The sequence below is a fragment of the Nocardiopsis sp. CC223A genome (assembly GCF_030766825.1).
In the GTDB taxonomy this organism is placed as follows: domain Bacteria; phylum Actinomycetota; class Actinomycetes; order Streptosporangiales; family Streptosporangiaceae; genus Nocardiopsis.
This window is the reverse complement of the sequence record NZ_JASFDV010000148.1, coordinates 1-6,465: the sequence shown is the minus strand read 5'-3', so window position 1 is coordinate 6,465 and position 6,465 is coordinate 1. Positions and strand designations below refer to the sequence as shown.

General features: G+C 76.4%; 8 protein-coding genes. 3 read left to right on the top strand and 5 right to left on the bottom strand.

The features are described 5' to 3' along the window. The 4 genes from QJS33_RS30810 to QJS33_RS30795 form a co-directional block, all read right to left on the bottom strand. Nucleotides 1-1,406 (bottom strand): thiamine pyrophosphate-binding protein (locus QJS33_RS30810; RefSeq protein ID WP_306371596.1); only part of this gene is annotated, 1,406 nt, incomplete at its 3' end. Nucleotides 1,407-1,797: 391 nt separating this feature from the next. Beyond that, nucleotides 1,798-2,112 carry an AzlD domain-containing protein gene (locus QJS33_RS30805; protein WP_306371595.1) on the bottom strand — a complete coding sequence of 105 codons (315 nt, stop codon included), beginning with the start codon at nt 2,110-2,112 and terminating at the stop codon, nt 1,798-1,800. Further along, the gene (locus tag QJS33_RS30800) at nt 2,109-2,819 is read right to left on the bottom strand and encodes an AzlC family ABC transporter permease (RefSeq protein WP_372339749.1); all 711 of its coding nucleotides are present in this window, start codon (nt 2,817-2,819) and stop codon (nt 2,109-2,111) included. Before QJS33_RS30800 ends, QJS33_RS30805 begins: the two co-directional genes overlap by 4 nt. Nucleotides 2,820-2,941: 122 nt before the next feature. Next, complete coding sequence (locus tag QJS33_RS30795; RefSeq protein ID WP_372339748.1) at nt 2,942-3,793, bottom strand: helix-turn-helix domain-containing protein; 852 nt, start codon at nt 3,791-3,793, stop codon at nt 2,942-2,944. 62 nt (nt 3,794-3,855) lie between these two features. Between QJS33_RS30795 and QJS33_RS30790 the strand changes: the two genes are divergently transcribed. The 3 genes from QJS33_RS30790 (at nt 3,856) to QJS33_RS30780 (ending at nt 5,634) form a co-directional block, all read left to right on the top strand. Beyond that, on the top strand, nt 3,856-4,293 hold the full coding sequence (locus QJS33_RS30790) for a GNAT family N-acetyltransferase (RefSeq protein WP_306371592.1): 438 nt from the start codon (nt 3,856-3,858) through the stop codon (nt 4,291-4,293). 144 nt (nt 4,294-4,437) lie between these two features. After that, nucleotides 4,438-5,103 (top strand): PaaI family thioesterase, encoded by a 666-nt coding sequence (locus QJS33_RS30785; protein ID WP_306371591.1) that lies wholly within the window; start codon nt 4,438-4,440, stop codon nt 5,101-5,103. 237 nt (nt 5,104-5,340) lie between these two features. Beyond that, complete coding sequence (locus QJS33_RS30780) at nt 5,341-5,634, top strand: chorismate mutase (RefSeq protein WP_306371590.1); 294 nt, start codon at nt 5,341-5,343, stop codon at nt 5,632-5,634. Between the two features lie 313 nt (nt 5,635-5,947). Here the strand turns inward: QJS33_RS30780 and QJS33_RS30775 are convergent. Beyond that, on the bottom strand, nt 5,948-6,465 hold a 518-nt coding region (locus tag QJS33_RS30775), incomplete at its 5' end, for an endonuclease/exonuclease/phosphatase family protein (protein ID WP_306371589.1).

The window sequence follows — 6,465 nt, the reverse complement described above, 5'->3', positions numbered from 1 at the left end:
ACCACCGTGATCGCGGCCCCCTCGCGCACCGCCGTCTCCAGCTCCTGCCCGGTCATCAGCGCGCCGCCGTCGCCCGCCACCGCCACCACCGTGCGCTCCGGCTCGGCCAGCTTGGCGGCCACCGCCGCCGGGACCGCGTACCCCATCGCCCCGCTGGTGGGCGCCAGCTGGGTGCGCGGGTGCCGGAACCACCAGCCCCGGTGCAGGAACGACGCGAAGTTCCCGGCGTCGTTGGTGACCACCGCGTCCTCGGGCAGCGCCTCGCGCATCCCCGCGATCACCTGCCAGGGGTGCATCCCCGGGCCCTCGTGCGCCTGCGACTCCACCGGCACGGTCGCCGAATCCACCCAGGCCCGCCGGGCCGCGCTCCAGTCCCGGTAGGGGGCCTGGAACGGGGCGTCGGCCAGCTCGCGCAGCGCCCCGCCCGCGTCGGCCACCACCGACGCCCACAGGTCCACGTGCGACCCCGGCCGCCCCGGGTCGATGTCGATCCGCGCCACCTTGGCCCGGGCCGTGTCCGGCAGCCGGTACCCCTGGGTGGTGGTCTCGCTCAGCCGGCACCCCACCACCAGCACCGCGTCGGCCTCCGACAGCGCGGCCAGCGTCGCGGGCGGCGCCCCCAGCCCCAGGTGGCCCAGGTAGAGCGCGTGGTCGTTGGGGAACACGTCCTGCCTGCGCCAGGAGGAGTACACCCCGGCGCCGAACCGCTCGGCCACCCGCACCAGGTCGGCGCGGGCGCCCCGGGCGCCCCCGCCCGCGATGACCACCGGCCGCACCGCCCGGGTCAGCCACGCCGCCAACCGGTCGCGCTCGGCGTCGCCCAGCGGCGGCCGGGGCGGCTCCGGCGGCCGCGGGACCGCCGCCGACTCCACCGCCCGCCCGAACAGGTCGCCCGGCACCGCGATGGACACCGGCCCCGGGCGGCCCGACCGGGCCACCCGCAGCGCCTCGGCGGTCACCTCGGCCAGCCGGTCGGCCCGGTGCACGGTGGTGGACCACTTGGTGATGGGCGCGTAGAACGCGGTGAGGTCCACCTCCTGGAACGCCTCCCGGCCGAGCCGTTCCGTCTCGGCCTGGCCCAGGAACACGATCATCGGGGTGGAGTCCTGGTGCGCGGTGTGCACCGCGACCGCCAGGTTGGCCGCCCCCGGCCCGCGGGTGGCGGCCGCCACCGCCGGGACCCCGGTGAGCTTGGCGTCGGCCTCGGCCATGAACCCGGCTCCGCCCTCGTGCCGGGTGGACACCAGGCGCATCGCGGGGTGGCGGTCGATCGCGTCGGCGAGCTCCAGGAAGCTCTCGCCCGGGACGGTGTAGCAGCGGCGGACGCCCGCGGCGGCCAGGACGTCGACCACCGCCTGCGCGGCGGTGCGGTCGGGGGGTGTGGATCGGTGGTCGGCTGTGGCCATGGGGGTGGGATCCCTTCCATCGTCGCAAGGTCCACTCGGCGCGTCCGGGATCTGCCGGACGCCCGTCAACGACCTTTCCAGGCACCGTGAAGCCGGGTCAAGGAGCGCCCCGCGCGCCTGTGGACGACCGCCTCCGAGCCGTATCCGTGATCCGGGTCACGGCAGCCGCACAACGGGGCCGTCACGGAGGGTCCCGCCTCCCCTGCGATCCGTGCGGCCGGTGTCGGAGCGCGCCGAATCCGCGTGGCGCGACGGGCGGATCCCCACCACCGGCCCGAGCATCGCGGGCGGCCTGTTACCGCTGCGGTGCGGCCGCAGGCCCGACGGCCCCGTCACCGGGAAACGAAACCGGAACCGGCGCGGGGGCGGTCCGGCCGCCCCCGCACCGCGTTCAAAGCCCCAGGGCCCGCAGCCCGGCGGTGACCGCCGCCGCGGCCAGCACGACCACCAGGAACGGGGCGCGCAGCGCCAGCGCCGCCACCGCCGCACCCACCCCGCCCATCCGGGCGGTGTCCCAGGCCAGTGCCTGGCCCTCGCCGCGCAGCGCCTCCACCGCGATCAGCGCCGCCAGCAGCGCCAGCGGCACCGCCGTCGCGAACCGGCGCAGCCACACGTTGTCCAGCAGGCGCCGCGGCGCCGCCAGCCCCGCGAACTTCAGCAGGTAGCACCCGGCCGCCGTGGCGACCAGCACGATCCACAGCGTCATGACCGCACCGCCTCGTTGTCGTCATCGCCGTCGGGGGCGGACGCCGCGGGCCCGGTCACCGACATCTCCGGCCCGACCAGGGCGACGAGCGCCGCCGACGCGGCCAGCAGCACCGGCACCCCCGCAGGCAGCAGCGGCGTGGCCGCCAGGGCCAGCCCCGCCCCCAGCCCGGCGATCAGCCAGGTGCGGGCACCGCCCTCGCGCAGCCGCGGCCACAGCAGCGCCAGGAAGATCGCCGGTCCGACCGCGTCCAGGCCCAGCGCGCCGATGTCGCTCACACGTTCCGTGGCCAGCGCCCCCACCAGCGTCGTGACCACCCACGACGTCCCCAGCACCGCGTACGTGGCGGTGAACGCCAGCCGGGCCGAGGCCCGGTCCGGCTGGGCCAGCGCCACCGCCGTCGTCTCGTCGATGACACCGTGCGCGTCCACCGCGCGCCGCAGCACGCTCCGCCGGCCCAGGACATCCGCCAGCCGCAGGCCGTACAGGGTGTTGCGGGCGCCCAGCAGCAGGGCGCCCAGCGCCCCGGCGACCAGGCTGCCGCCCCCGGCGACCACGCCGATCAGCGCGAACTGGGAGGCGCCGGTGAACATGAACATGCTGGTGAACACGGCTTGGGCCGGGGACAGCCCGGCGGCCACCGCGGCGGTGCCGAACGCCAGCCCGGCGGCGCCCACGGCGATGCCGATCCCGAGGCTGTCGCGCACCGCGGGAGAACGGAGAAGGGAGATGGCTTTCACGTCCGCCCACGCTAGGAGCCGGGCCCGCCGCCCGTCTTGTACGTTCTTGCACCCGGCTCGGCCCTGCGCCCGTCTCGGTGACCTGCCGGTCAGTGACCTGCCAGCGCCCGCCGGTACGCACCCGGCGGTACCCCCAGGTGGCGGCGGAAGTGCCTGCTCAGATGCGCCTGGTCGGTGAACCCCACCTCCGCGGCCACCTCCGACGGGGCCCGCCCGGCCGCCAGCAGCGCCCGGGCGCGGTCCACCCGCAGCTGGTTGAGGTAGGCGTGCGGGGGCAGCCCGTAGGCCGCCGAGAACGCCCGGGACAGCGCGAACGGGCCCATGCCCACCGCCGCGGCCAGTTCCTCCAGGGCCGGCGGGTCGGTCAGCCGGGACGCCAGCACCTCCCGCGCCCGGGCCGTCTCGGGCCGGGCCGCGCGGGACCGCACCCGGGGCGGGCGCTCGCGGCCGTGGGAGCACAGCAGCGCCGCGATCCCGCGCCGCACCAGGGAGGAGGCCCCCAGCCGGTCGCCGCGTTCGGCCGCCAGGTGCGCCGCGTGCAGCAGCCGGGACGCCTCGGGCGCGTCGATCCCCGACTCCCTGAACGCCGGGGTGCCCCGCAGCCCCAGCTCCCGGGCGATGCCGACCACCACCTCCGGCCGGGGGTAGAACACCCGGTACGTCCACCCCTCGGGGACACCGGCGTGCCCGGTGTGCACCTCGTCCGGGCCGACCACCGCCAACCCGCCCGGCCCCACCCGGGAGGTGCCGCCGGGGTGGGCGTACTCCTCGATACCGCCGGTGATGATCCCGAACGTGTACGTGGGGTGGGTGTGCCGGGTGAAGTGGGTGGTGACGAACCGGGCGGTGAGCATCTCGGTGTCCGGCAGCCCGGAGAAACGCCAGTAGCGCGCGTGTTCGGCGCGTGGGTCGTCGACGGCGGGGTGGACCGTACGGGGCATGCCCATACGCCCAGGTTAACGTCGGTTCCGCCGCGGGGCCGCGCCGGTACTACGCTGCGCTCATGACCACGACCGAGATCAGGCAGGCGCGCGACGACCACGACCGCGCCGCAGTGTTCGTCATCCGGGGCGCCGTCTTCGTCGCCGAGCAGAAGGTGCCCATCGCCGAGGAGTGGGACGACCGCGACCCCGCCGCCCTCCACCTCATCGCCCTCGTCGACGGCGTGCCCGCGGGCACCGTCCGGGTGGTGGAGCAGGACGGGGGAGCGGGCCTGCTCGGGCGCATGGCCGTGCTGCCCGAACAGCGCGGCACCGGCCTGGGCGCCGCCCTGGTGCGGGCCGCCGAGGACCTGGCCCGCGAACGCGGACTCGCCGCCATGGAGCTGCACGCCCAGACCCACGCCCTGGGCTTCTACGAGCGGCTCGGCTACACGGCGCACGGGGAGGAATTCCTCGACGCCGGGATCCCGCACCGGCACATGGTGCGCGACCTGGGCTGAGGCCCCCGGAGGCGCCCCCCTCTGCCCCCGGTGTGACGGGGGGCGCACACCCGGCCGCAGGCCGACCGGAATACCACCGAGTAGGATTCGGTTTCGGGTGGTGGCCCCCACCACCAGCGCACACGCCGACCCGACGAGGAACACATGACGGTCAACACACAGCCGGCCACCGAACGCCCCGACCCCCGCGCCTTCGGCCTCCCCGTGGTCGAACAGGCCGACATCCCCGCCGAACTGCGCACCCTCGTGAGCCGTGTGCACGCCCTCATCGACACCGTCGCCAACACCGAGGCCGACGCCGACACCCTCGCCGCGGCCACCGCCGCCGTCGAGGAGGTCACCGGCAGCCTCGCCCTCGCCCCCCGCCGCCAGATCGGCACCATGGTCCGCCGCGACCTCCCCGACGGCGACAGCGAGTACGGCACCATCACCAACATCGTCGCCGGGGACACCAACCCCGCCGCCCCGCCCCTGTCCCTGGCCCCGGCCGCCGACGGCGGGGTGTACGGCGAGGTCACCCTCGACACCGTCTACCAGGGCCCGCCCGGACTGGTCCACGGCGGCTGGATCGCCGCCCTCCTGGACCAGGCCGTCGGCACCGCCTCCTCCCTGGCCACCTCGCCCGGCCTCACCGCGAGGCTCGAAGTGAACTACCGCCGGCCCACCCCGCTGTTCAACCCGCTGGAGATCACCGCCGAGGTCGAGCGCACCGAGCGGCGCAAGGTCTACGTCAACGGCCGCATCCGCGTCAACGGCGAGGTCACCGCCGAGGCCAAGGCCATCATGGTGCGCGTCGAGGTGCCCGAGTGACGGGCACACGCGTGCGCCCCGGCCGCGGACACGCTAGGATCACGCACATGACCCACCGCTATTCCGTGTTTAGCGAGCCGACGCTCCCGTCGGCCGCCGACCACGTGTAGGCGGGAACGGGAACGTCGGCAACAGAGCACTCGGGCCTCACGGCCCCGGTGCTCTTTCGCTTTCCAGGCGGCCGACACCCCCGCGCGGGACCCCGTACGGCCGCACCCACCGCGACCGGAGGCCACCGTGCACGACCAGACGCCCACCAGCGAGATCGCCCGCCTGCGCGAACACATCGACGCCATGGACGCCCGCCTCGCCGAACTCCTGGAGCAGCGCGCCCTCGTCGCCGCCCGGGTCCAGCGGCTCAAGCCCGTCGGATACTTCGCCGGACGCGACATGGACCGCGAACGCCGCCTCGTCGAGCGCATGGCCGAACACGCGCCCCGCCTGGGCGCCGACCGGCTCGCCGCCATCATGGACAGCGTCATCACCGCCGGCCTGGCCGCCGCCGAGGAGGAGGCCGCCCGGGGGAGGTGACCGCCTCCGGCCAGGGGGCACCGGCAACCGGCCGGGGCCCGGGGCCGTCCAGAAGGGGGAAGGCCCGGACGCCCCCGGACCCCGGGCCGGTGAGGGACCCGTGGCCCGCATGCTCCGCAGGCTCATCGAAACGTTGACCGGACCGGCGGTGCTCATCGCGGTGCTCCGGCTCTCCCGGCGCCCAGACCCGCCCCGCGGCCCTGCCGGGAGCCCCCGGCCCCGCACGGAGAGCCTCAAGGCCGCGGCCCGTTGGTTCCCGCCCCCGTCCTGCCCTTCCTGGCCGCCGCGGTCGTCCGGGGCGCCCTGGCCGCCGTCAGCGGGAGACGTCCACCCACACCAGCCGGTGGTCGGAGGCGGGGGACGGGTGGCCGGCCCCGGTGAGCCGCACCAGCGGGTCGTCCGGGGCGGGCCAGAACACGCCCCGGCCGCCCACCGCCAGATCCCGCGACGGCAGCACGTAGTCCACCCGCAGGTGCCCCGGCGGGGTGTCCTCCACGAACCCCTCCCCGCGGCCGGGGGCGCCCACCGCGCTCCCGGCCCCGCCGCGGCCGCCCTGGGAGTGGGGGAGCGGGTCCACCACCCGGGGGTGGCCCAGCAGGCGGTCGATCGCCCCGGGCAGGGAGGCGCCGCCCCGGGGATCGGCGTTGAGGTCCCCGGCCACCACGAACGGGGCGGCGGGGCCCAGGCCGCCCGTGCCCCCGGCGTCGTCGCGGATGTAGCCGTCGGCGCCGGGGGTCAGGTAGTCCGCCCAGAACCGGATCTCGTCATGGTTGCGCAGCACGTTGCGGCGTTCGGGGCCGTCGAACGCGGGCGGCGTCGGATGCGAGGCCA

Bases quoted from the DNA above. Each gene is read 5' to 3' on its own strand.
- QJS33_RS30805 (WP_306371595.1), bottom strand. From the start codon at position 2,112: ATGACGCTGTGGATCGTGCTGGTCGCCACGGCGGCCGGGTGCTACCTG.
- QJS33_RS30795 (WP_372339748.1), bottom strand. From the start codon at position 3,793: ATGCCCCGTACGGTCCACCCCGCCGTCGACGACCCACGCGCCGAACAC.
- QJS33_RS30790 (WP_306371592.1), top strand. From the start codon at position 3,856: ATGACCACGACCGAGATCAGGCAGGCGCGCGACGACCACGACCGCGCC.
- QJS33_RS30785 (WP_306371591.1), top strand. From the start codon at position 4,438: ATGACGGTCAACACACAGCCGGCCACCGAACGCCCCGACCCCCGCGCC.